Source organism: Rhodococcus sp. NPDC058521, from assembly GCF_042719695.1.
GTDB lineage: Bacteria > Actinomycetota > Actinomycetes > Mycobacteriales > Mycobacteriaceae > Rhodococcus_F.
The window spans coordinates 236,611-257,144 of sequence record NZ_JBHXNL010000003.1; the positions used below are offsets into that span (position 1 = coordinate 236,611).

Annotated in this window: 20 protein-coding genes and 1 tRNA gene; 4 read left to right on the forward strand and 17 right to left on the reverse strand. The window is 63.2% G+C overall.

The annotated features are described in order from the left end of the window. The first annotated feature begins 1 nt into the window (after window position 1). Entirely contained in the window at window positions 2-355 is a 354-nt protein-coding gene (locus ACFWO3_RS07555; protein WP_378575605.1) for a DMT family transporter, read from the forward strand. Beyond that, window positions 352-675: a DMT family transporter gene (locus tag ACFWO3_RS07560; RefSeq protein WP_378575608.1), complete on the forward strand. Its 324-nt coding sequence runs from the start codon at window positions 352-354 to the stop codon at window positions 673-675. The genes ACFWO3_RS07555 and ACFWO3_RS07560 overlap by 4 nt, the downstream gene beginning before the upstream one ends. Here the strand turns inward: ACFWO3_RS07560 and ACFWO3_RS07565 are convergent. The 15 genes from ACFWO3_RS07565 to ACFWO3_RS07635 all read right to left on the reverse strand — a co-directional run bounded on the left by ACFWO3_RS07565 (window position 650) and on the right by ACFWO3_RS07635 (window position 16,890). Further along, window positions 650-1,213: a DinB family protein gene (locus tag ACFWO3_RS07565; protein ID WP_378575915.1), complete on the reverse strand. Its 564-nt coding sequence runs from the start codon at window positions 1,211-1,213 to the stop codon at window positions 650-652. The two genes, ACFWO3_RS07560 and ACFWO3_RS07565, sit on opposite strands and share 26 nt — an antisense overlap. 80 nt (window positions 1,214-1,293) lie before the next feature. Further along, the gene (locus ACFWO3_RS07570) at window positions 1,294-1,731 is read right to left on the reverse strand and encodes a protein phosphatase (protein ID WP_378575611.1); all 438 of its coding nucleotides are present in this window, start codon (window positions 1,729-1,731) and stop codon (window positions 1,294-1,296) included. Next, window positions 1,728-2,789 carry a threonine aldolase family protein gene (locus ACFWO3_RS07575; RefSeq protein WP_378575614.1) on the reverse strand — a complete coding sequence of 354 codons (1,062 nt, stop codon included), beginning with the start codon at window positions 2,787-2,789 and terminating at the stop codon, window positions 1,728-1,730. Before ACFWO3_RS07575 ends, ACFWO3_RS07570 begins: the two co-directional genes overlap by 4 nt. Before the next feature lie 75 nt (window positions 2,790-2,864). Further along, window positions 2,865-3,647, reverse strand: coding sequence for a class I SAM-dependent methyltransferase (locus tag ACFWO3_RS07580; protein ID WP_378575617.1), 783 nt, complete (start codon window positions 3,645-3,647; stop codon window positions 2,865-2,867). After that, on the reverse strand, window positions 3,644-4,912 hold the full coding sequence (locus ACFWO3_RS07585; RefSeq protein WP_378575620.1) for an MFS transporter: 1,269 nt from the start codon (window positions 4,910-4,912) through the stop codon (window positions 3,644-3,646). Before ACFWO3_RS07585 ends, ACFWO3_RS07580 begins: the two co-directional genes overlap by 4 nt. After that, entirely contained in the window at window positions 4,909-6,207 is a 1,299-nt protein-coding gene (locus ACFWO3_RS07590) for an acetyl-CoA carboxylase biotin carboxylase subunit family protein (RefSeq protein WP_378575623.1), read from the reverse strand. Before ACFWO3_RS07590 ends, ACFWO3_RS07585 begins: the two co-directional genes overlap by 4 nt. After that, window positions 6,204-7,493 (reverse strand): ATP-grasp domain-containing protein, encoded by a 1,290-nt coding sequence (locus tag ACFWO3_RS07595; RefSeq protein WP_378575626.1) that lies wholly within the window; start codon window positions 7,491-7,493, stop codon window positions 6,204-6,206. Before ACFWO3_RS07595 ends, ACFWO3_RS07590 begins: the two co-directional genes overlap by 4 nt. Beyond that, window positions 7,490-8,734, reverse strand: a complete 1,245-nt coding sequence (locus ACFWO3_RS07600; RefSeq protein WP_378575629.1) for an aminotransferase class V-fold PLP-dependent enzyme — start codon at window positions 8,732-8,734, stop codon at window positions 7,490-7,492. Before ACFWO3_RS07600 ends, ACFWO3_RS07595 begins: the two co-directional genes overlap by 4 nt. 15 nt (window positions 8,735-8,749) lie before the next feature. After that, complete coding sequence (locus ACFWO3_RS07605) at window positions 8,750-10,075, reverse strand: pyridoxal-phosphate dependent enzyme (RefSeq protein WP_378575632.1); 1,326 nt, start codon at window positions 10,073-10,075, stop codon at window positions 8,750-8,752. Continuing rightward, window positions 10,072-11,559 (reverse strand): Y4yA family PLP-dependent enzyme, encoded by a 1,488-nt coding sequence (locus ACFWO3_RS07610; RefSeq protein WP_378575635.1) that lies wholly within the window; start codon window positions 11,557-11,559, stop codon window positions 10,072-10,074. The genes ACFWO3_RS07605 and ACFWO3_RS07610 overlap by 4 nt, the downstream gene beginning before the upstream one ends. Beyond that, window positions 11,556-13,085: an ATP-binding cassette domain-containing protein gene (locus tag ACFWO3_RS07615; RefSeq protein ID WP_378575638.1), complete on the reverse strand. Its 1,530-nt coding sequence runs from the start codon at window positions 13,083-13,085 to the stop codon at window positions 11,556-11,558. The genes ACFWO3_RS07610 and ACFWO3_RS07615 overlap by 4 nt, the downstream gene beginning before the upstream one ends. Further along, window positions 13,082-13,963 carry an ABC transporter permease gene (locus tag ACFWO3_RS07620; protein WP_378575641.1) on the reverse strand — a complete coding sequence of 294 codons (882 nt, stop codon included), beginning with the start codon at window positions 13,961-13,963 and terminating at the stop codon, window positions 13,082-13,084. Before ACFWO3_RS07620 ends, ACFWO3_RS07615 begins: the two co-directional genes overlap by 4 nt. Then, window positions 13,960-14,997 carry an ABC transporter permease gene (locus ACFWO3_RS07625; protein WP_378575644.1) on the reverse strand — a complete coding sequence of 346 codons (1,038 nt, stop codon included), beginning with the start codon at window positions 14,995-14,997 and terminating at the stop codon, window positions 13,960-13,962. Before ACFWO3_RS07625 ends, ACFWO3_RS07620 begins: the two co-directional genes overlap by 4 nt. Continuing rightward, window positions 14,994-16,670 carry an ABC transporter family substrate-binding protein gene (locus ACFWO3_RS07630; RefSeq protein WP_378575647.1) on the reverse strand — a complete coding sequence of 559 codons (1,677 nt, stop codon included), beginning with the start codon at window positions 16,668-16,670 and terminating at the stop codon, window positions 14,994-14,996. The genes ACFWO3_RS07625 and ACFWO3_RS07630 overlap by 4 nt, the downstream gene beginning before the upstream one ends. A 148-nt stretch (window positions 16,671-16,818) precedes the next feature. After that, window positions 16,819-16,890, reverse strand: a tRNA-Thr gene (locus tag ACFWO3_RS07635). A 73-nt stretch (window positions 16,891-16,963) separates the two neighbouring features. Here ACFWO3_RS07635 and ACFWO3_RS07640 point away from each other — a divergent pair. Together ACFWO3_RS07640 and ACFWO3_RS07645 are read left to right on the forward strand one after the other, a co-directional pair. Next, a complete protein-coding gene (locus tag ACFWO3_RS07640) occupies window positions 16,964-17,335 on the forward strand; it encodes a nuclear transport factor 2 family protein (RefSeq protein WP_378575651.1) in 372 nt (123 codons plus the stop codon). Between the two features lie 7 nt (window positions 17,336-17,342). After that, a complete protein-coding gene (locus tag ACFWO3_RS07645) occupies window positions 17,343-18,788 on the forward strand; it encodes a threonine/serine exporter ThrE family protein (protein WP_378575654.1) in 1,446 nt (481 codons plus the stop codon). A gap of 68 nt (window positions 18,789-18,856) precedes the next feature. Here the strand turns inward: ACFWO3_RS07645 and ACFWO3_RS07650 are convergent, their stop codons facing one another. Together ACFWO3_RS07650 and ACFWO3_RS07655 are read right to left on the reverse strand one after the other, a co-directional pair. Further along, window positions 18,857-19,108, reverse strand: a complete 252-nt coding sequence (locus ACFWO3_RS07650; protein ID WP_378575657.1) for an MbtH family protein — start codon at window positions 19,106-19,108, stop codon at window positions 18,857-18,859. Beyond that, window positions 19,105-20,451, reverse strand: coding sequence for a lysine N(6)-hydroxylase/L-ornithine N(5)-oxygenase family protein (locus tag ACFWO3_RS07655; RefSeq protein WP_378575659.1), 1,347 nt, complete (start codon window positions 20,449-20,451; stop codon window positions 19,105-19,107). The genes ACFWO3_RS07650 and ACFWO3_RS07655 overlap by 4 nt, the downstream gene beginning before the upstream one ends. Window positions 20,452-20,534 lie beyond the last annotated feature (83 nt).

Genomic DNA, 20,534 nt, shown 5'->3' on the forward strand with positions numbered 1-20,534 from the left:
GATGCGTAAATGGCTGTTCCTGGTGGGTGCGATCGTGTTCGAGGTGTCCGGGACACTCGCATTGCGTGCGTCGCTGGACAACTCGCTGTGGGTCGTCGCGGTCGCCATCGGCTACGTCGTGTCGTTCGGCTTTCTTGCCGCAGTCCTGCGTGAGGGTGCGCCGATCGGTGTCGCCTACGGAATCTGGGGTGCCAGTGGCGTCGCGCTCACGGCGGTTCTCGCAAGAGTTCTGTTCGACGAACCATTCACCACGGTGATGGGTCTCGGAATCGCCATCGTTGCGTCGGGGGTTCTCCTCGTCGAAGTCGGCTCGCAGAAGGCGCAGCCGAGGGAGCGGGAACGAGTACGCCGATGAGCTGGTTCTATCTGCTGTGCGCGATCGGGTGCGAACTGGGTGCCACCCTGTCACTTCGCCAATCCGACGGGCTGAGGGACAAACGATGGGCACCCGTGATCGTGCTCGGTTACCTCGTCTCATTCGGTTTTCTCGCCTTGGCTCTGGGCGCCGGTATGGCGGTCGGCGTCGCCTACGGCATCTGGGCGGCGACCGGTGTCGCTCTCACCGCGATCGCAGCATGCTTCATCTTCCGCGACCCCCTCACCAAGACGATGGGTGCAGGCATCGCACTCATCGCCGCCGGCGTTCTGCTCATCGAGTTGGGCGCTCACGGTTGACATACAGGTCGCGCAGCAGCGCGATCTCCGCACCGTGATGGATCATTTCGCGGTTGATGTGCAGGACCAGCTTTGCCAAAGGCGCATCCGCGAACGGCCCCTCGGCACTGCCACAGGGGCGCGACAATCCGTCTTCGCCCAACGACCTCACTCCGGAGATCCAGGCTGCGTACTGCTCGTCTAGCTGCAGCAATGCTTCTTCGGCCGTGCCCGCGTACTCGAAAGATTCGTAGTCCATCGGCGGCCCGCCGAAATGCGAGGCGTTGCGAGCCCCGAAGACCCCGACCACGATGTGTCCCAGCCGCCAGGCAATGGTCGTGACGGGGGCCGGCGAGGGTTCGGGAAAGGCGAATTCGATCGTCCAGTCCCCCGCACCCGCTTGGATCTGTGCCTTGGACGTCCCCCGCGGTCGAATGCTCCACGAGTTGTCCACCGGCTCCCAGAAGTATTCGTCGTCGGTCAGACCGGACAAGCGCTCGCGCAGTTGATGCCGCCAGTGCCACTCGAGCTGATCGACCAGTTCGTCGTTCCATCGAATGTCCATGAACCCAGGTTAGGGGCAATTGCGGACACCCAATGTCCGTGAGTGGTCAGCGAGTCCTGGGACTCGCTGACCACTCACAGGGGGAAGGACTTCACGAAGCGGTGTTGCCACGGCATCTCCACCGCACGAGGCGAATAGTGTTCACGCACGTAAGCGACGGCGTTCGCCTTGGGGATCCCGTCGAGTACCGCAAGGCAGGCAAGGGCGGTACCGGTTCGGCCGTACCCGCCACCACAGGCAAATTCGATACGGTCACGTTCCGAACGTTCGAGAGCTTCCTCGAGTACGGAACGCAGAGCGCCCCGATCCGCAGGCAACCAGAAGTCCGGCCATCGGACCCATCGTTGCTCCCACGCGAGCGCCGACGGGGCCTTACCTGTCAGGTATACCCCGAAGTCGGGTAACGCTCCGTCCGGCAGCGGGTTTCGCAATCCTCGACCCCGAACCACACGTCCGGACGGCAACCGCAGCAGCCCGGCCGTATTCGCAGGCCACGCAGACGAGCCCGTCATAGGGCGTGAGCCGTGAATCTGCGTCCGGCAGCCAAGAAGTCGTCGATATCCTCGGCGGAGTGAACGAAACTCGTCACCAGCCGAACCACGTCCGTCTCCCACCTGTTTCCGTAGAAGCCGTATCCGGCTTCGCGAAGTGCAGTGACCAAGTCGGCAGGGAAACGGCAGAACAGGATGTTCGCTCGCGTGTCGCCGAGCACCTCCACCCCGAGAATCTCACGCAGTCCGTCACGCATCCTCGCTGCCATTGCGTTGGCGTGGCGTGCGTTACGCAACCACACGTCATCGGTGAGGTAGGCGCCGAGCTGGGCGTTTTGGAATCGCATCTTCGACGTCAACTGCCCACCGCGCTTGTGGCGGTACGCCAGTTCCTCGGTCAGCGACGGATCGAAGGACACGATCGCATCGGCCGTCATCGCTCCGTTCTTCGTGGCCCCGAACGACAGAACGTCCACACCCAGACGCCAGGTCATCTCGGCGGGTGTGGTGTCCAGCGCAACGAGCGCGTTGGCGAAACGGGCACCGTCCATGTGAACTCGAAGTCCTGCACCGTGCGCGATGTCGGCCAGCTCCCGTAGTTCGTCGAGGGTGTAGACACTGCCCGCCTCGGTGGCTTGAGTGATGCTGACGACGGATGGTTGCACACTGTGCACGTCGCCTCTCTTGCGTTCGACGCCGGCGCGAAGCAGGTCCGGATCGATCTTCGAATGAACTCCGCCCAAGTGAACGATCTTGGCGCCATTGGTGAAGAACTCCGGCGCTCCTGCCTCGTCCGATCCGATGTGGGCGTCGGTATGAGCGAGGATGCTTCCCCACGGCGGGGTCAGCGAAGCGAGCCCCAGCGCGTTCGCGGCGGACCCCGTGCTCACCGGAAAAACCTCGACAGCCGTCTCGAACACCGCCGAAAACTGCTCGGCAACCTCAACGGACAACGCATCGTTTCCGTACGGTGCCGCGGGACCACTCGACGCATCCGACACAGCCGCGAGGATCTCGGGAGAGGCACCGGCCGCGTTGTCACTGAGATATCCGCGAAGGACAGGAGTCGTCGAGGTCATGCCACGACGATAGCCACTCACGCCGCGACGGGCCGCTCTCGAAACGAGGTGGGCTTCGTGGGACTCTTCGCACGACTATCGGAAGGATCGTCCAGTCTCCGGCACTCCGGCGACCACCGCGCTGCGGCCGTGTTGCCAGACGGTACCTGCAACGGCGAAACCGGCTCGGAGCATCAAGGCGATGTGATCGTCGCACGAGAGGAGGTTGTCCCCCTCGTGAACGGGCAGCGTGGCTGCTCGGCACGCTAACGAGTCTGCGAACGCCGGCTCGGAATCTACTGCACGCCACCACTGCGCCCAGTCCTCCGAAGGGGTAGACCCGTTGCGCGCACGGCGAACATCGTCGATGCCCGACAGTGTCGAGTTCCACCCCTCGTCCCCCGGGTAGAACTGATCGGCATTGACCAGCACTGCCCGTTGGTCGAGCAGACCTGCACAATCACGATAGATCGCGGCCAGGACGTCAGGCGGCGGATAGTGCAGCGCGGTACTCGACACAATGGCGTCCACGCGCCCCGCGTACCGCTCGAGCGCGCCCGTCCACCCAACTGCACCGATCGACACCGACACGAAATCGAGCTCTGGATGTGCGGACACTCCCAGGGATGTCAGAAACGGATCGTGATCGACAGCGACGACGGTCGCGTCCGGGAAGCGACGAGCCGCTCGGGTGGCCAGCGATCCAGGTCCACTACCCAGATCGACGATGACACGCGGCCGAACACACACCGCCGCCACAACATCGAGAACAGCCTCGAACCGCTCTTCTCGGTCACCGGCGTATTGCTGTTGTTGACTCTCCCAGCGCTGATACCAATGACGTGCGGTCTCCGCATCGATAGAACCCGGAACGCTCACGCGGACACCGCCGCTCGCTTGACCGTCAGCGCGCCTGTCGCGGCCGCCGCAACGATGGCCGCTGCCGTCGCCGCAGCACACAGCCAGAAGCCCAGCGCCGGACCGTTCGGTCCGTCGACCACCGGTCCGGCCACGGCCGCCCCGGCCGCTGCAAGGGACATGTTGACACAAGTGAACCATGTATAGCTCTCGGTGATCATCGACGCGGGCACCGTGGACGCGACCAGTTCTGCCAGAACGGTCACTGCGGGTGCGATGACGGCTCCAGTGGCCACGAGGACAACGGACAGTTGGATCGAACTTCCCGCGATGTTCCAGGCGGCGTATCCGATCGTCAGACCCACGAGTAGAACGAGCAGCCGCTTCGTCAGGGTCCCGGCAGTATCGGCGAGCGGCAGCGGGAGCGCGCCGTACACGACTCCCCCCGCAGCGCTCCCCACACTCCAGACTGCGATCAGGACACCCGCGGTCACTCCTCCCGACACCTCCCCGCCGGCGGTGGCGAACGCTGCAATGGCGACCGGGGAGGCTCCGAAGGAGAACGCAACTCCCGCGGTCACCGTGAGCAACAACAAGAAGGCCGGGAACCCCAACGGCCCCACGCCAATCGTCTTGTCGGAAGCTACCTCGGTGCCCAGAGACTGAATGAGCCTTCCCCGACACACCACTATCGTGCCCACGAGCGTGGTGACCGTCGCGAAGGTAATCGCCGCTCCGGCGCCGTAGACGGTCGGATCCGTGGTCGTGTAATCGGCCAGCACGATGAACATCGACATGATCAGAGGTCCGAGAACGAACACGAGTTCGAACACTGCCGATTCTGCAGCCATGGCGGTTGTGCGCAGAGCCGAATGCTCTCCCTCGGGGCGGGTCACGTGCGACCAGGCCGACCGTAGCGTCGGGGACATCGGTGGAAACAGGGCTCCGGTGAGTACCGCCAACGGCAGCAAGAGGGAGACGCCGGCATCCTGCAGTACCGCGATCAGCAACGCCGCTTGCGCAAGCGAGTACCCAACGGCATACACGGGAACGATTCGAGCTGCGGCATATCGATCGACCAGACGGCCCGCTACCGGCGCAGCGAACGCGGTGGCGAGCGAGATCGCACCACTTACCAGGCCTGCTGTCGCGTAGTTCCCGTCGATCTCCCTGATCAACAGCAACCATGCGATGATCGTGACACCGTGGCCGATCCTCGCAGCGGTTCCACCGATGATCAACATCGGTGCGCCGGGCAGATGCCACAGCCTCGAATACTTCCTCATACGAAATCCTTCACATCGAGTTCCTGGTCGCCGAGTTCGTCACGGCCGAGCGCGTCCACGTGACTGGCGGATACCGAAAACTTTTGCGCAACGGATCTGACGGCCGCTTCGACCGCCTCCGTTGATCGACCGCGGAAGCGGAATCGGCCCCCGACGTGTTCGTAGTATGCGGGGGCATCGGACACGACCTCCCCGACCGCAAGGGTTTCCTCGGCGTAGAGCTCCGACGGGGCCGAAGCGGTACCCAGAACAGTTCTCACAGACGTGATGCGACACGGCCTTCGCGCCGGTGCCGGAAAGAGCAACAGACCGGCGCAATCGTCGGTCGTGGGCGCCGAGACCTCCGTTGGGACATGAAAGTCCCCGACCGCACCAAGAGCGAGACGAAACGCCTCGCCGACCAGGTCGTAGCCGTGTACCTCTCGCCACAGGAACGGTATTTCCGCGCCTCCCGCACGCGCAGCGATCTCGACGAAGACGCAGTACGGGTCTCCCGCTTCGTCGAACTTCAGGAACACCTCGAGGTGAAACACCGTCGGCCGGTCTGCGAGCGCAGTCAGCGTCTTCTGGGCGTACGACTCGACAACGGTCCTGACCGCGGGGTCGTCGATCTCGACCGAACCGACCCAGCCGCCGCTTCGAAACCCCAGAGGCGTACCGAGGTATTTCGAGACCCGCAACGGCCCTACTGTGCGTCCGTCGAACACCCCGTCGACGTGAAGAAGGGTCCCGTCGACGAACGTCTGGACGATGGCACCATCGGAACCGGGTCGCCAGCTCGGGTCTACGGCGTCGCTGCACCAGACCTGCACGCCCTCACTCGAACTGCCGAGGCGCGGTTTGACCACCACCGGCCACCCGTGGCGAGTACCGAATGCGACGACGTCGTCGACCGTGGAGGCCGATCCGAACCGTGGTTGCAGCAGGCCTGCACTGTCGATCGCCCGAGCCATCGTCAGCTTGTCACGGAAAACCCCGAGATCTTCTGGCCGGCGACCGGACAGCTCGTACTCCGCGTTCAATTGCGCAACATTGAGAAGGTCGTCCTCCTTCAAGGCAACGATGGCGGCCGGTGCGCCGAACCGACCGGCAAGCCGTGCCACTGCGGGTCGTACCTGCGCCAGCGAGTCGGTTTCGGACACCGTCTCGATTCCGGCGGCGAGTGTGGGAATCGACTCCCGTCCTACTTCACTCGTGACGTACGACACCCGATGACGAGTGTGATCGATGTAGTTCGCGTACAGCGCATACGGTGCTCGCCACCGGTGAACGACCACCACGTGCACACCGGTCAAGGCGCACCCACCGCTGTGGCATCCGGCTCGGCCGCCACGTCGTAGAACCCATCACCGTCGAGAAACAGCACGGTCGTCAGGTCACGTTCGAGAACGTCTCGGACCGGATGAGACAGTCCGATCATCATGGGTTCCGTCACGTCGGACACCGTGCGCTGCAGTTGTCCGCCCGGTGGGACGACCAGCTGGTGATCGACATAGCTCGGCAGGGCGAGTACCTGGTCGAGCTTCGGATAGCTGCGCAGTGTTCCCTCGTACGGGGAGGTAGAGAACACCATGGCGGCGTGCGATCGGTCGACGGCCGGGCGGGTGTGTTCGCGGGCGAACTCATCCGGATCGGTGAACGCCGTGACGGTCCAGTCGATCTGCGACTCTCCTCGTGCGATTTCCGCGTATCGAGCGGTGTCGGCGCCGCACAGCCTTGCTCCGATCTCGACGAGGCAGGGGCCGTCCGGAGTCATCATGATTTCCAGGTGCGCGGGTCCGTGTTCGATACCGAGGGCATCGAGCACGGATGTCGCGTAGTCCACCAATGCTGCACGGCGCGAATCGTCGCCGGGTACGGACACCGCGGCACCGACCCGGTCGGATACCCCGTTGGCGGACATCTTCACGTATTTCCACATGTCGGTGACACGGTGCGCACCCCGGGAACTGACGGTGTTCACGACGTACTCGCCACCGACGAGGAACTGCTGGGCTACGACCCCCTCGTTCGTTACGCCGAAAATGTTCTGCCGGTGCACGATTTGCCGGTACGCCGCGACCGATTCCGACGAATCCGCGCAGAACTGAACGCCGTCGTTCCCGGCGCTACGGGTCGGTTTGATCACGACACGCCCACCGACACTCTCGTGCCAGCATCTCAGCGTCTCGACGTCGGGCACGAGCAATTGCGCGGTGGCGCGCAGTCCGTGGCTGCGCAACCGCTCTATCATCGCGAACTTGTCCCGTCGCACGCTGCTCAGCGCACTACCGTTGGTGGCCAGTCCAAGGCGCTCGGAGATCAGGTCAGCCAGTTCGACACCGGTTTCGCCACCGGTGGTGACCGCGACCGGGTTCAGCGCGGCAACCAATTCGATCGTGCGCTCGAGATCGTCGCTGTCGTACGCTCCCCCACCGTGAACGATCCGCCCGGACAGACCAACCCCATCGAACCCCCGATAGACCGGTGGCACCTCCGGCGTGCTCTGCAACTGGACCACGTCGAACCCGCGATCGAGGTATGCCTGCGCAAGACGCATGGTCGGTGCGTACAGATCGACCATCACGACTGTTCGGGTCATGCTGCACCATCCAATTCGGTAAGTACGCCGAGAAGACGATCGACCTCGTCCTCTGTGTTGTAGACATGCAGGCTGACACGCACAGACGCCGAGTCCTCACCGGCACGGGCCTGGCAATGCCCGTCGGCTCGAACCATGAAGCCGCGACTGTCCAGCACGAAGCCCAGATCGTTCGACGACACGTCGCGATGACGAAATGTGACGGTGCCCAACCTGCGTTGAACCTGCGAATCAAGGGTCAGACTCGACTGACAACCGAGCACCTCGTAGGAGTCGAGACGGGAAAGCCCGTCGGTCAGTACTGCCCCCAGTGACGACGTCCACGCGTGCACCTTCTGCAGACCGGCCGCGTTCAACCACTCGAAAGCTGCTCGCAGCGAGACTATTCCGGTGGTGTTGGGAGAGCCGGGCCATCCGGCGGATTCGAACGCAGCCCCGCGTGCGTTCCGCGCCCACACCGCGCCAATGCCCGGAAGTGCCATCGCCTTGTGACCGGAGAACACCACGAAATCGACGTCGAGTGTCGACACGTCGACGTCCATATGGCCGACGCTCTGCGCGGCATCGAGACAGATGACGGTATCCGACCCACAGGCATTCCGAATACGGTGCACGTTCATGTCGTTTCCGTAGACGTGGTGAACGTGGGTAGCTGCGACGAATCTGGTCCGAGGACCGAGGAGGCGCATGAAGGCGTCAATGTCGTAATCGCCCGAGCCGCTTTCCTCGTACGGTAGGGGATGGACCGTAACCGTTCGCCCGCGAGCGGCAAGCATCTGCTGGACCTCGAGCCAGGGCAATGCATTCGCCTGATGGTCGGCGAAAGGGACGATTATCTCGTCACCATCGTCCAAGTTGTGGATCAACCAGTCCTGTGCGACTTTTCGCAATCCGCTCGATGCACCGTCGACGAAGGTGACCGACGAGGGGTGGGCACGGTCATCGTGAAGGAACTCGTGCACCGACTCGCGTCCCGCGTCGACGAGATCGGTAGTGGCGTTCGCCCATCCGTACGTGCCACGCCCCGCGTTTGCATTGCTGGTAACCAGGTAGTCGCCGACCGCGTCCAACACCGCCTGCGGCTTCTGCGCGGTGGCGGAACTGTCCAGGTAGGCGAGGTCGGGGTGCGCTGTGATGATCGGAAACTGTTCGCGCATTCGCGAGTGCCAGCCGGTGAGGCGCGCAAGCGTCTCGGTCGCGGACTCGGTTGGTATCGGCGAATGTGTGATGGCGATCGACATGGTTCTCTCCGTTCCCTAGTCGCGGACAAGTGGCGCACCGGCGTCGCGCCATGCGATGACGCCGCCGGTGAGACTGCGGGTGTTGGTGTGCCCCATGCGTGCGAGAGCCGCGGCGTAACGCGCCGACTTCTCACCGACCGGACACACGAGAAGCACATGTCGAGCCGTACCGAACGGCAATCCCCCCCGAAGCAACTCACCGAACAACTCGTCGACGATGTTGATCGAGCCCGCGATGTGCAACGCCCGGTATGCGAAACTGCTTCGCAGGTCGACGATCAACGGTGACTCGGATTCGATCCACCGCGTCGCCTCGTCCACCGTGAGCGCTGGAACCGCCGCGATCTCCGCGTCGGACAACGTCGCCACGCTTCCTTCACGAGGCGGTTGTTTGAGTAACTCCGGCCGACGCACACGCACATAGGACATGTAGCTCTCGACGCGGTCGCACACGATGAACACAGCAGTCTCACGCCTACCTGTCCCTTCCAATTGTGCGTCTGCCTTCGCCAGGTGCCGGACGGCTCCGAAGTAGGCAGCGCCCCCTGTCGGTCCGGCGAGCATGCCGCACCGACGCACGAGCGTCAGCATTCCGTCGATCGCCTCATCTGCACTGACCGATTCGATGGTGTCGTAGGTGTCGGGGTCGAACAGACCTACTTCGTGAACCTCGTCGATATTTCGAATACCAGGAATGAAGTCGGACTTGTGAGCGACCAGACCGAGGACCTGGACACTGGCGTCGACAGCACGGAGAGCCTGCGCCACACCGGTCGAGGAACCTGCAGTCCCCACGCACGCCACGAAGTGTTCGGGGGCACCGTCGAGGTCACGCAGGATCTCGGGCCCGGTCCCGTGAACGTGCGCATCGACATTACGACCGTTGAAGTACTGATCGGTGTGGAAGTACCCGCTCCCCGGTCCCGAGATCTCACGGTGTATCCGCGCCAGCGGATCGTCGGTGTCGGTGGGATCGAGACATTCGGCCTGCCCGGGCAACTCCTCGATGTCGGCGCCGATGAGCAGTAGAAGGTCCTTGATCTCGGGGACCTTCATGCGATTGGTGACGGACCTGAAGTCGACACCGTGCATGCCTGCGATGACAGCCAACGCCTTCGCGGTGTTTCCACTCGACAGCTCGATCATTGTGTGTCCGTCGTCGCGTGCGGCGTCGATCCCTTCTCGCGCCATGGACCACGCGGCTCGGTCCTTCACCGAACCGAACGGGTTCAGCATTTCGAGCTTGGCATAGAGGTCGATGTTCCTCAGACCGGTCACTTCGCTGCTGATCCGCACCAGTGGAGTGTCACCGATGACGTCGATGATGCTGTCGTACTTCATGATCCCTCCTGGGATGAAATCGATGAACATGGAGCCGACCGGTAAAATGGATCCGGCCAGTACTGATCGTCGAGACGCCACGACCAACCGGATTCATTGCGGGACAGAGCAACCACGCGTGCAATCGGTTGGTCGAGGGCGTGATCGGCGCTGAAGTCCATGAAGTACCCGGCCGTGTTGACGAACGCGAGTAGATCCCCCGGCTCCGGCATGGCATCGAACCAGATCTTTCGCCGGGTGATGAAGTCCGCTTCGAGACACAGGTTGCCGATCAGGTAACCAGCGCCCGGTCTTCTCTCGCCGATACGTGCGGGCACGAGCACCGGGTCGAGATGAACGCCGTGCTCTTCGATGCTGATGTCACGGGCGTTGAGGTCCAACCGCACAAAACTCTCGTCCTCGTTCGCGGGGCGTACTTCGAGAACTCGTCCCACGACCACACCGCACTGATCGAGCAACGAACGTCCTGGTTCGATCCAGAGTCGGTGCATGTTGTCCAGAACTGCCTCTGCAAGTGTGGACCCGACGTTCGGAGCGTCGGTCGACAACAGAGAATCGAGGTAACGCGGACCGCTCACCGGCCTGTGGGCGGGGTAGAGGCCGAGTGTGCCCCGAAGCCGCCCACCCTCGTTGCGCAATCCGTATCCGGTGCTCTGCCAAGTGATCGGATCACGTCGACCCAGCACTGCCTCCGAGAGTGCGGTGGTGAACGCATCCCATTCGCCGGCATCGGCCACGTAGTCGACGCCGAAGCCACCGCCGATGTCCACCACTCTCGGGTCGTGCCCGCGGGCGCGCGCCTCCTCCATCGCAAGCAGGCAGCCATCGAAGGCACGCGCCTTTTCGGGTATTCCGATCGTGTCGAGGTGATACGCGAAGCCCAACAACCGCAGTTGATCACGGAACTTGTCGAGAACGGAGAACACCGCATCGACCCCATCCGTCGACACCCCGAATCGCGACGGTCGACTCGAGATCGTCGTCCCGGAACTGGTGAACGACGACAGCCTTACCAGCACATCGACCCGGGGAAGATCGTGAGCGCAGGAGATCTCGCCCACCAGGGTCAGTTCCTGCACGGTGTCGACGTTGATGGTGACACCCGAACGCAAGGCGAGCCACAGGAACTCCGGTGTCTTCGGGCCGGTCGTCATGATGCGGTCGGGAGCGAACCCACTGCCGAGTGCGTGCTGCAACTCCGCGAGGGAGGCTACATCGATTCGTGCGTCGGTGTCCGCGAGCTCCCGTACGAGTGCCGACGAACGGTTCGCCTTGTGTGCGTAGTAGACACTTCCTTCCAGTCCATGGACGGCCATTGTTCGTGCGAACTCGTCGACATTGCGTCGAATCTGTTGAGGAAGAATCAGATTGAGAGGAGAGCCCAACGCATCGACGAGAGAGGCGATCAACGTCGATTCGGAAGTCAAATCGCCGACGAGGTCGGACATTCTGGGGGTCAACGGCACGGGCGAATGAACTGTCACGATGAGACGGCCTCCTTGGCTGACGGTTGTACGTGAACTGGCATGTGCGTGTTGTCGGCAGGGATCAGCCGGTCGACGAATCGACCGACGAGCCCGAGATCATGAGAGACGATGAGGTAGGCCAACTTCAGGCGAGAACGCAGGTCGTCGAGCAGAGACATGATCGCGATCCTCGCGGGAGCGTCCAGCGACGACACCGGCTCGTCCAGGACGAGCAACTCCGGTTCGAGCGCAAGCGCGCGTGCGATCGCCACTCGCTGTTGCTGACCACCCGACAACTGGCGGGGGTACCGCCGTATCGTTTCCGACGGCAAGTCGACGAGGGCGAGCAGTTCGTGTATGCGTGCCGTCGGTGCCGGTCGGTGGTGAATACGGAGTGGTTCGGCAATGATCGATTCGACCGTCATACGCGGATCGAGCGAATCACTCGGATCCTGAAACACAGCCTGCATCTTCGTGCGTATCCGGCGTCGTTCGATGGCCGACAACCGTGCGATATCTCGACCGAACACCTCGATACGCCCTACTTGGGGCGCGCGAAGCTCGAGGACCTGGTTCAGAACTGTCGACTTTCCGCTGCCGGAAGGCCCCACCAGGGCCACTGCCTCCCCTGCCGAAACGGTGAGGGACACATCGCGGCACGCGACAACGTGAGAGCGTCGGCGCCACAGTCCCGATCCGCCGTAGGTGACTGTGAGATGTTCGATCGCCAGAACCTGATCTGGCGAGGCACTGTCGTCGGCCGTTGTGTGTCGATTCGGCGCGATCCTGGCGCAGCGGATCGCGTTCGCCGCCGTTCCAGTCGGGTTCACTCGGCCCGTCGCGGCTTCTGGCTCCACCAACCTTCCGTTCGAGATCGTAATGGTGCGGTCACTGAGCCGATCGACGACGGAACGATCGTGGGAAATGAGAAGCATCGCCGTCCGCTTGTCGTGCAGAAGGTCGTCGAAGAGATCCAGAATTCGTGCGCCGACATCGGCATCGAGTGCACTTGTCGGTTCGTCGGCGATGATCAGCTCCGGCCCATTCGCTACCGCAAGGGCGATGGACACGCGCTGACGCATCCCTCCGGACAGTTCGTGTGGATAAGCGTCGATTCGTGTCGCCGGTGACGGGATCCGCATTCGGTCCAGAAGTTCGATGGACAGACTTCGTGCTTCTCCCTTGGCGAGCGACTGGTGCAGACCGATCGCCTCGATCATGTGCGAGGCGATGGTGCGAGTCGGCGTGAGAGACCCCATGGGGTCTTGAGGAACGAAGGCGATCCGGTTTCCCCGCAGCTCACACATCTGTTCGTCGCCGAGCGATGTGAGCTCGGTGTTGTCGAAACGGATCGATCCGGTGATGCGAGCGGAATCTCGAGTGAGCCCCATGACCGCTGCCGCCGTCATCGACTTCCCGGATCCGGATGCGCCGACCACACCGAGGACCTCACCTCGCGCGATGTCGAACGTGATGTCGGACAGAATGGTTCGCGCCCTGATGGCGATACCGAGTCCGTCGACCCGCAGCAATGGTTCAGTCATGCCGACACAGCCTCTCTCGACCGCCGGACGCCTTCGCCGACGAGTCCGACGCCCAGCACGGTCAGCACAAGAGTGAACGCCGGTGCGAGGAAGACCCACGGATACGTCACGGCCGAGGCGCTGCCCGTCGCGATCAGAGTGCCGAGTGAGATGTCGGGCGGCTGCACTCCGAAACCGAAGTAGCTCAGGCCTGCCTCTGCAAGGACGGCAGTCGCCACCGTGAGAGCGCAGTCGATCGCCAAGAGGGGAACCATGTTCGGAAGTAGATGCCGGCGCATTAGATGAGTAGTGGAAGCGCCCATCGTCTCTGCGGCCCTGACGAATCCGCTCACGCGCAAGGTGAGGGTGCGGGCACGAATCATCCGAGCCGGAAGCATCCACTGGAAGACCGCGATAGCGACGATGAGGAAGAGCCACGAGCGGTCCACGAACAGCGGCGACAGTACCGCGATCACCAAGATCGGCGGTAACACCAGCAGGGTGTCGACCGCCCACATCGTCGACCGGTCGACCGCGCCCCGAGCCAGTCCAGCGAGCATTCCGACGACCGCGGCGAGCGCGGTTGCGAGCACGGCCGACGCGACGCCGATGAGCAGGGACTTCTGCAGGCCGTGCAGGGTCTGAGCCAGAACGTCCTCCCCCAGTCGAGCGGTACCGAACCAATGGTGGCTCGTCGGTGGCTCCAGGACCGATCGGTGGTTCTGCGTCGCGTAGTCCTGACTCGACACGAGGGGGCCGACGAATGCAGCGAAGGTCAAGAGAACGAGAATGCTTGCGCCGATGACAGTCAGGGCACGGCCGTTGTACATGGGAGACCGGGCATCCGGATGCGGCATGCCGTCGGCGTCGATCGGTGTATGCCCTTCGAGGGTGCTCATGTCTTGGCCCGCAACCTGGGGTCCAGAGCCACCGAGGCGACATCGGAGACCCAGCCCGCAAGCACGACGAGAATGCCGAACAGCAATGTGACCGCTGCACACACCCTGGCGTCGTGATCTTGAATGGCCGTGATGACCCAATCACCGAGTCCGTACCACCCGAAAATCCGCTCGGTGAAGACGCCACCTGCGAGGTGGATTCCGAAGCTGAACGCGAACAACGACAGCACAGGTATCACCGCCGACCGAAGTCCGTGGCGCCAGAAGGCAGTTCGCCTGCTCAACCCGCGGGCACGGGCGGCCAGCACATAATCGCTACCTGCGACGTCGAGGGCTGCTGCGCGCTGGTATCGACTGAAGAAGGCTATCTGAGGGAGGGCGATACAGATTGTCGGCAACACGAGATGCTGAAGTCTGTCGACCATCGCGCGAATGCCCGTATACGTCGACCCCGCCGTGCGTTCTCCGGAGAAATACAGGATCTGGGTGCCCGCGAGCTCGTTGACCGGCAGCCACAGCATCTTCAGTACCGTGCCAAGGACGAACACAGGCACCGCGAGTACGACGAGAGTCCACAGCATCGACCACTGTTGACGCACAACGCTCGACGACAACGCACCCCGAACGCCGACGATCACTCCGAGGATCACGGCTATCGCGGCCCCGATCAGGTAGAGCCGCAGACTGGTTCCCGTACGCGTCCACAGTTCGTCGCCTATGGGGCGCCCGCCGACGGCGGTTCCGAAATCTCCGCTGACCACCCCGCCGATCCAACTCAGGAACCGTAAGACTATCGGTTGGTCCAGGTCGAGCCGTTCGGCGCGGGCGTCGATGACGTTTTGCGGAGGGCGCGGCTGGCGCGACTCCAGCTCTGCCAGTGGGTCGAACACCCACGACGCGAGACAGTAGGCGAGGAAGGTAGCCGTCAGACAGAGTGCGATTCGCGCTCCCAACCGACTTGCCAGCCGGGCGGCCCAGGTGACTCGCTGCGATCGACCGTCACGGCCGATCGCAGCGAGGCTGGAGGTTGTCACTCCTGCCAGCCCGCATCCTCGAACCCGTAGGCACCGAGTCCCCGGGCTCCGTAGTTCGCGAGGTCCGCCCGTACCGCGTACGCACCCGAGTCGGCGTAGAGAGGGAGGTGGTGCGCCTTCTCCCACGCCAACACGTCGATCTCGTTAGCGATTTCGTTGCGTCGGTCGGCATCGAGCTCGGCCAGACCCTCGTCGTAGAGCGCGTCGATCTCGGGGATGTAGACCCGCCCGAAATTGCTGCCTGCGTCGTCTCCTTCGGGCTTCTGGAACACAGGTCGGTCGTGCGCGAGCGGAGAAGCCGACTTCGTCCACTCGAACGCAGCGAGGTCGAAGTTTCCGGGGATCAGGTATCCGTCGTAGAACTGTTCCGGAGAAACGGAGTCGACCTCGACGCCGATACCTGCCGACGTGAGTTGGTCACGGATGACGCCCGAAACGGTGTTACCGACCGGGGTGTTCTGCGCGAGCAACCTCAATGTCAGTGCTGTGCCGTCCTTTTTTCGGACGCTGCCTTCCTGCACCGTCCACCCGAGTGCGTCGAGCGACTGCTTGGCCGCGTCCGGGTCATAGGGCAGTGTCGACGAATTGTCCACGTAGCCGGCATCGGTCGCAGGCAGGATGTGGTTTCCGACGGGGTCGGCGCCGGGCACGATGCGATCGAGCAGGACAGTGGTCACGGCTGCCGGATCCACGGACTGCGCGACGGCCTTGCGTAGCTGCTCGTCGGCCAAGAGTGCGCCGTTGGCGCCGTTGAAGGTGATTTGGCCGGCCTTGCGTTCGGGCGCCTGCCTGATCTCGACACCGTCCATCGACTGCGCACGGGTGAACAGGTCGATGTCACCGCCGATGGGATAGAGGTCGATCTCGTTGTTGGCCAGAGCATCCGCACGAGCCGTGGGGTCCAACGAACGGAAGACGATGCGCTCCAGCGGCGGCTGATCGCCCCACCAGTCCGCGTTGCGCGACACGACGACGGTCTTCGCCGCTTCGTCCGCTGCGTCGAACACGAACGGGCCCGAGGTGATCGTCGGTTTCGTCAGCCACGCTTTGTTGAACGCCTCCGGATCGGAGGTCACTTCTTTCGGAGCGATGAGATTGAACAGACCTTGCCATTCCGAGAAGGGTGTGTCGAAGGTCACGACCGCCTGCTGATCGTCCTCACCGCGCTCGACCGTGGCGATGTCGGCGTAACCGACGTTGCTGTATCCCTCGTACTCTGTGTTGTCGCCACTGAGCGCGTCGACCTGCGATTTCAGGTCCTCCCAATCCAGCGCCCGACCGTTCGACCACTTTGCATCCTCGTTGATGTCGTAGGTGACCACCTGGGGGGAAGACGACGTCAATTCGGCCGACGAGAAGAAATCCGTGGCCAGCTGATGGCGGCCGTCGGGTCCGTCGCGGAACGCACTCGGCAGGATCGCCTCGGCCAGTTGCCACGTCACCACACGCGCACCGTTGATCTGAAGCGGGTTGTAGTTGGTGGGCAACGCATCGACAGGAATACGCAGCTCGCCCCCGTCACGCAGGGACGAGACCTCCCGCGCGTTGATCTGTTGCCCACCGATTTCTGTCGGCGGGCGATCGGCACCCTCGGCTGCGCTACACCCACCCAGCAACACGGCACCGGTCACCACGGCCGCGAGTACGCGCCATCGCCGAACTGTCATCGTCATCGGTCGTCCTATTCGTCGGATTATGCGACCCATAATGTAAACGATAATCGTTTTCAATAGAAGCCCGACGAACAACCTTTATGGTTGGGGGCGGGTGGATCTCACGAAGAAGAGGCCCCAACCGTTACCCGGTTGGGGCCTCTTCGCGAGCCCCCTGTCCGGATTGAACGGACGACCGCTCGCTTACAAGGCGAGTGCTCTACCACTGAGCTAAGGAGGCGTGTGTAGCGCACCCATCATATCCATACGTCCAAACAGGGCGTTCCCCGCCCGTATTGGTTAGCGTTGACGACATGAGCACATCGGAGATCGCGACCGTTCTGGCATGGCACGACGCCCTCAATTCCGGCGACGTCGACACTCTGTTGTCGTTGTCGAGCGACGACATCGAAGTCGGTGGCCCGAAGGGTGCCGCGCAGGGTCTCGGCCCCTTGCGTGAGTGGGCATCGAGCGCGGGTGTCACCTTGAAACCCGGGAAGATGTACGTCCACGACGGTGTTGTCGTAGTCGAGCAGGAGGCCAGTTGGGCGTCCGATCCAGGCACGACACATAATGTGGCGTCGGCGTTCCGGGTCGTCCACGACCAGGTGACATCGACCTTCCGACACGACACCCTCGAAGCGGCGCTGGCCGCCACCGACCTGACCGATAAGGACCTCGTCTGAGTTGCGTATGGCTGATTTCACCGGGCTACTGAACCGCCTCCTCGGTAGCCGTCGCGCGACGATCGATACGGTCACGGCTGCACCGGCACCACTGCAGCCGATCGACCTGACCGACGACGCGCGAGTCACGGAGGTTCTCGACCTTGCCGTCCGCGTCGGTGAGGTCTTGTTGGCATCGGGTACCGCAGCAATGGACGTCGCCGATCAGGTGCAGTTCATCGCGGCGACCTACGGTCTGGCGCAATGCGACGTCGACGTCACGTACAACTCGATCGTCCTTTCCGCCTACCGTGGGCCGACCCTGCCCCCCGCGAGCACCATGCGCATCGTGCACTACCGATCGATGGACTTCACCCGGCTGGCTGCGGTCGACCGCTTGACTCGCCGCATCCGTCGGGACGCGATCCTGCCGAGCATCGCCCACGATGCTCTGACCACTGTCACGACCGCACCGCACCCGTACAACAGGTGGACGGCAACGCTGGCGTGGGCAGGCATGGCCGCATCCATATCTGTGCTGCTCGGTGGTGGGTTGCTCATCGCTTCGGTGGCGTTTCTGACAACGATGGTCATCGACCGCGTCAACCGGGTTCTCAACCGCTTCAAGCTGCCGTTCTTCTTCCAGCAGTTCGTGGGTGGCACAGTCGCTGCGACACCGGCCGCGACCCTGTACACCTTCCAGGATCAATTGGGCATCGATATCGCACCGTCGCAGATCATTGCGGCCGGTGTCGTCGTGTTGTTGTCCGGTCTGTCACTGGTCGGCTCGGTGCAGGACGCGATCATGGGCGCACCTATCACAGCCTCGGCCCGGTTCTTCGAAGTCGTGATGATGACCGGCGGGATCATCGCCGGTGTGGCGATGTCGCTGCGTCTGACCGGCGCTGTCGGGTCCACACTCCCTCCGATCAATGTGGAGATCGGAAACCTGGCGCGAGTCCCGATCTTCCTGCTCGCGGGCGCATTCGCCTCGCTGTTCTATGCACTGGCGTGCTATGCGGAGCGGCGAGCGCTGACCGCAGCCTGGGCGGGCGGCCTGGCCGGCGCCATCGTCTACGTGATCACGACGAAGTTGGACATCGGTCCCGTCATGGGTTCCGCGATCGCGGCCACGGTCGTCGGTCTCGCCGGTGGTCTGATGGCCCGTCGTGCGCTCACGCCCCCGCTCGTCGTGGCGGTCGCCGGCATCACCCCACTTCTCCCCGGTCTGTCTCTGTACCGCGGTCTGTATGCGCTCCTCAACGACGAGCCCATCGTCGGTCTCGGCGCATTGCTGTCCGCATTCGGTATCGGCTGCGCGCTGGCGGCCGGTGTCACGCTCGGTGAGTGGATCGCCCGCTCGCTGCGCCGTCCCCGCATCCTTCGCGCCCAGGATTCGATCCGCCGCCCGACGTTCAAGCGGCGCCGAACCCAGCTGGCAGGCGATGCAAAGAAGGGCACCGCAGCGGCCTGACACGAACACGAATCGGGGCAGGGATGATCATCCCTGCCCCGATTCGTATGCCGAGCGAAAAGCTGGTGTCAGCTCTTCTCCACGCTGTGGCGGCCGCCGGACTTCTCGTCGGCTTCCATGGCCTCACGCAGGCTCTTCGGCCGCATGTCGGTCCAGTTCTTCTCTACGTATTCGAGGCACGCGGCACGGCTCTCCTCACCGAAAACCACGCGCCAACCGGCAGGTACCTCCGAGAAGGTGGGCCAGAGCGAGTGCTGCTCTTCGTCATTGACCAGCACGTAGAAGCGGCCGTCTTCGTCGTCGAAAGGATTAGTGCTCATCTCGCCTCGCTTGTCACGTACGTGTCCTGTCGTGTCACAGTAGCAAGCGTTTCCGTCTGGTCACGCCTGGTTAGCACCGAAGTCAGAATATCCCCTGCCCGCACGGCAACATTCGACAAGAGGGACGACGTGAGTCCGTGCGTAGCCTCGGTACCGCCCTGAAGATAGATTCCCCCAGTTACGTCGGGGGAAACCGACAATCGGTAATCGCGGCTCACAACCGGAGGTTTTCCCTCTTCAGGGGCAAGATCACCGAGGATCGCATTCAGTGGTGTGGGCGTGAATCCGGTCGCCAGAACGACTGCGTCACAGGTGAGGGTGTCGGTGAGGCCGTCCATGGTGCTGTGGACGCCGACCTCGATACCGGTCTCGGTTTCCTTGGCATCGACAATCTCCGATGCTCGGCGCATGAACAGTCGACGACGACCACGCACCATTTCCTGATATTCGGTGGAGTAGAGCTCGTTGATCAGTTCGAGGTCGACCACCGAGTAATTGGTGCTGCGATGCAGTTCCATGATGCGGCGGCGCTCCTCGGCGGATGCGCCGTGCAGTTCGTCCACTGCTTCGGGATCGAAGATGCGATTGGCATACGGGCTGTCGTCCGCCGGACTGTATCCGTACCTGGCGAAGACGCTGTGAACCTCGGCCTGCGGATAGTTGTAATGCAGGTACTGAACGATCTCCGCGGCGCTCTGTCCGGCACCGAGGACCACGAAACGCTGATGAACCGGTTCCGGCATCTCTTCGAGGTGGAACAGGAACTTGTGATTGTGGAAGCAGCGCGTCGAGCGCCTGGCCCACTCGGGGATGCGCTCGCGCAGGCCGGCGGCCACCACGACATTGCGGGCAAGGACGCGTTCGCCGGTCTCGGTCGTCACCTCGAAGAGGTCGACGGTGCCGTCCTCGTCGCGAACTCCCCGTACCTGCTCGACGCTCGTCCCATACTGCACGTCCGCGTCCACCCTGGCAGCCGCCCACTGCAGGTAATCGTTGAATTCGTGCCGCGTGGGGAAGAACGTCTGGTGATTGACGAAGTCGACGAGGCGGTCGCGATCGAACAGGTAGGCGAAGAACGTGAAGCGGCTGGTCGGATTGCGGAACGTGACCAGGTCCTTGGGGAACGCGATCTGCATGGTTGCGCCGTCGAGCAGCATGCCCGGGTGCCACGCGAACGCGTCCTGACGTTCGAAGAACTTGGCGGTCAGGCGATCGCGCGGAGAACAACTCTCGTTGTACTCCTCGACGGCGATAGCCAACGCCAGGTTGGCCGGGCCGAACCCGATTCCGACGATGTCGCGGACCTCGCAGCCGTTGCTTTCAGCGCGCGGCGATTCGTTCATGTGCTCGTCGTCCATCCCCGATAGCAAGCGAACATCCTCGTTCGAGTTCGCCGCTGCCGTATGCGTTCCGAAAAGATAGTGAA

Coding starts and splice junctions, on each gene's coding strand:
- ACFWO3_RS07655 (WP_378575659.1), bottom strand. CDS start 20,451: ATGAACGAATCGCCGCGCGCTGAAAGCAACGGCTGCGAGGTCCGCGAC.
- ACFWO3_RS07645 (WP_378575654.1), top strand. CDS start 17,343: ATGGCTGATTTCACCGGGCTACTGAACCGCCTCCTCGGTAGCCGTCGC.
- ACFWO3_RS07555 (WP_378575605.1), top strand. CDS start 2: ATGCGTAAATGGCTGTTCCTGGTGGGTGCGATCGTGTTCGAGGTGTCC.
- ACFWO3_RS07570 (WP_378575611.1), bottom strand. CDS start 1,731: ATGACGGGCTCGTCTGCGTGGCCTGCGAATACGGCCGGGCTGCTGCGG.
- ACFWO3_RS07615 (WP_378575638.1), bottom strand. CDS start 13,085: ATGACTGAACCATTGCTGCGGGTCGACGGACTCGGTATCGCCATCAGG.
- ACFWO3_RS07595 (WP_378575626.1), bottom strand. CDS start 7,493: ATGACCCGAACAGTCGTGATGGTCGATCTGTACGCACCGACCATGCGT.
- ACFWO3_RS07585 (WP_378575620.1), bottom strand. CDS start 4,912: ATGAGGAAGTATTCGAGGCTGTGGCATCTGCCCGGCGCACCGATGTTG.
- ACFWO3_RS07575 (WP_378575614.1), bottom strand. CDS start 2,789: ATGACCTCGACGACTCCTGTCCTTCGCGGATATCTCAGTGACAACGCG.
- ACFWO3_RS07650 (WP_378575657.1), bottom strand. CDS start 19,108: ATGAGCACTAATCCTTTCGACGACGAAGACGGCCGCTTCTACGTGCTG.
- ACFWO3_RS07560 (WP_378575608.1), top strand. CDS start 352: ATGAGCTGGTTCTATCTGCTGTGCGCGATCGGGTGCGAACTGGGTGCC.
- ACFWO3_RS07640 (WP_378575651.1), top strand. CDS start 16,964: ATGAGCACATCGGAGATCGCGACCGTTCTGGCATGGCACGACGCCCTC.
- ACFWO3_RS07630 (WP_378575647.1), bottom strand. CDS start 16,670: ATGACGATGACAGTTCGGCGATGGCGCGTACTCGCGGCCGTGGTGACC.
- ACFWO3_RS07620 (WP_378575641.1), bottom strand. CDS start 13,963: ATGAGCACCCTCGAAGGGCATACACCGATCGACGCCGACGGCATGCCG.
- ACFWO3_RS07600 (WP_378575629.1), bottom strand. CDS start 8,734: ATGTCGATCGCCATCACACATTCGCCGATACCAACCGAGTCCGCGACC.
- ACFWO3_RS07605 (WP_378575632.1), bottom strand. CDS start 10,075: ATGAAGTACGACAGCATCATCGACGTCATCGGTGACACTCCACTGGTG.